2 protein-coding genes are annotated in these 2,391 nt (G+C 62.7%); one reads left to right on the top strand and one right to left on the bottom strand.

Annotated features, from left to right (window positions below):
* Window positions 1-1,838, bottom strand: a 1,838-nt coding sequence (locus tag ACREB4_RS21195; RefSeq protein WP_431590222.1) for an ESPR-type extended signal peptide-containing protein, incomplete at its 3' end; no start/stop codon positions are given.
* 315 nt (window positions 1,839-2,153) lie between these two features.
* Here ACREB4_RS21195 and ACREB4_RS21190 point away from each other — a divergent pair.
* On the top strand, window positions 2,154-2,391 hold a 238-nt coding region (locus ACREB4_RS21190), incomplete at its 3' end, for a hypothetical protein (protein WP_431590221.1).

Below are 2,391 nucleotides of genomic sequence, written 5' to 3'. Positions count from 1 at the left end.
CCTTCATACGAGCTGTAAGCAAAGGAACCCAGCGCCGTGCTGCTCCATTCAGCGGCCGTGGCGAAGGCACCGAGCGCCGAGGAGAATGGCCCATTGGCCGTGGCCAGCGGGCCCACGGCCACGGCAAAAGCGCCGTTGGTTAGGCTCTCCGTGCCCAGCGCAATGCTGGCGTTGCCGTTGCCCGTACTGCCGCTGCCGATGGCGATGGAACCATTCTGGGCCAGGCTGTCCGTGCCGATGGCAATGGTGTAATCGCTGATGGCCTGGGCGTTGGTGCCAATGGCGGTGCTGAAGTTACCCGTTGCCAGCGAGGCCGAACCCAAGGCCGTGGAAGCCATGCCTGTCGCTGTCGCCGCCGCCCCTTCGGTCACAATCACGCCTATGACGTTGCCCTCGTCATCGTATTCATTTGTCTCGTAGTAGAGCTGGCCGCCGATCGCGGTGCTGGAAAAACCGGTAGCGGAACTGTTGAAGCCCACCGCCGTGGCGCTGGTGGCCCAGGCATTGGCACCGCTGCCGAATACCGAAGCCCCATTGCCGATAGCGTTGGAGGCATCGCCGGCTGCCGTGGCGTTGATGCCTTCGACATACGCGCCCGGATCAGCGGACGCATCCGCCGGGTCATTGCCACTGGCCTGGAAGTACTTGTTGTCAGACGCTATTGCGTTTAGCTGATCCAAATTCACCGCATCGGTGCCTTCGGTGCCGGCCGCCACATTGGTGATCTGGCGCTCAGCGCCCACGCTGCCCACCGAGACGGTATTCTCGCGGTCGGCTACCGAATACGCACCTAGCGCTACGCTGTTGTCGGTGATCGCTTCGGACAGATAACCCAAAGCGGTGACATCGTTGCCCGAGGCCCACGCGCCGTTACCAACAGCCACGCCGCCAACGCCGCCGGACGCTTCCGCCGCGTAGCCGTTCTCGGCGAAACTGCCGATGGCCACGCTCCTCTCACTGGAACTGTAGGCAGCTGAGCCCAAAGCAGTGGTGTATGCACCTGACGCATAGGCCAGCGTACCCACCGCCGTGCTTTGTTCGGCCAGCGCAGAGCTACCCGAACCCAGCGCACTGGCACCCCAGCCAAAGGCGGCAGTGATGGCGTAAGTGGGCAAGGGATCTCCGGTCAGGGAACTGACATCAATCCGACCACCCAGTGCCGTGGCACCGTCGCCTATGGCCTCGCTGAAGGCCCCTAAGGCAACGGCTGCTTCGCCGTCGGCGGTGGCTGAACGCCCAACAGCCGTGGCACCCAGACCGCTGTAGCCGACAAAGGCCTCTGCGCCCAGCGCGGTGCCGCCATCGGCGTATACCGTGCTCAACGTGCCCAGTGCCGTACCAGCACCGAGTGCCGTTTCGACATAGGCAAGATTGCCGATGGCAGTATCACCCAGGCCAAAGGCCATGGCGCCTTGACCGACCGCCGTGGTGGCGTCATTGAACGCACCACTACCCTGGCCCACGGCCACTGCACCCAACCCGAAGGCCATGCTGTCGGCACCCACTGCCGTGGTGGCGTTGGCAGTGGCCTGGGCATTGGCACCGATGGCCACTGCATTGGCTCCACCCGCCATTGCACCCTGCCCGCAGACCACTTCATCGCCACTGCCACTGGCGGTGCCCACCGGGTTGCCCAATTCATCCACGCAATACACATCGACGGCCAGCGCATTGCCGGACAAACCACCCAGCGCCAGCAACGTAGCCATCACCAACGTGTGCCTGCGCAGCGGCGATGCCATGGCCGAGCCAGCCATACCGGCGCTGCTGGCCAATTCCGAGGCCACCACCAGCTGGCCCAACGACGTGTTCCACACCTTGCTGAAAATCTTGTTCAAAGCGGTATCCCCGAAAAGTTGCAAGTGGTTGACGAGCCGCCCGTGCAAGAGCACCTGCCGGATTGCCGTTATGGGTATCGCCAGACGGGGAGAACTGCGCTGCGCCGGAGGCCTGCATGCACATCCGTGTGACCGTTGCCACCGGTAACCCCCTGTTAACCGATGGCCCAACATTGGGCCGCGTATCGCGGTATGTCACCCACGCTAAATCACGGACTTTCTGAGTTTATTTCCAATATTCACGCGCATTTCATATGCTCACCGCCTCTGTTCCTGTCACAACGGTTGAGTGATGAGCGGCACACTGCGATGGCGATGAACGAAACGCGAGGCCGCATCGTGACCACGATGCGGAACTCCCCACTGAAGTGGTTGAAACAAGCGCCTGTGGCGGACCCCGTCGACCGCCGCAATGCACCTTTCGTGCAGGTGTTGCTGATCCTCATCGGCACCCTGCTGCCGTTGAACAAGGCTTATTACCTGTATGCGCTGCTGTCGCGGAATGGCGCCTCTGCCACGCCTGGCCTGATGGTGGACCTGATTACCGATGTAC

It is taken from the genome of Aquabacterium sp. (assembly GCF_050725395.1).
In the GTDB taxonomy this organism is placed as follows: Bacteria; Pseudomonadota; Gammaproteobacteria; order Burkholderiales; family Burkholderiaceae_C; genus Aquabacterium.
This window is presented reverse-complemented; position numbering and strand designations above follow the sequence as displayed.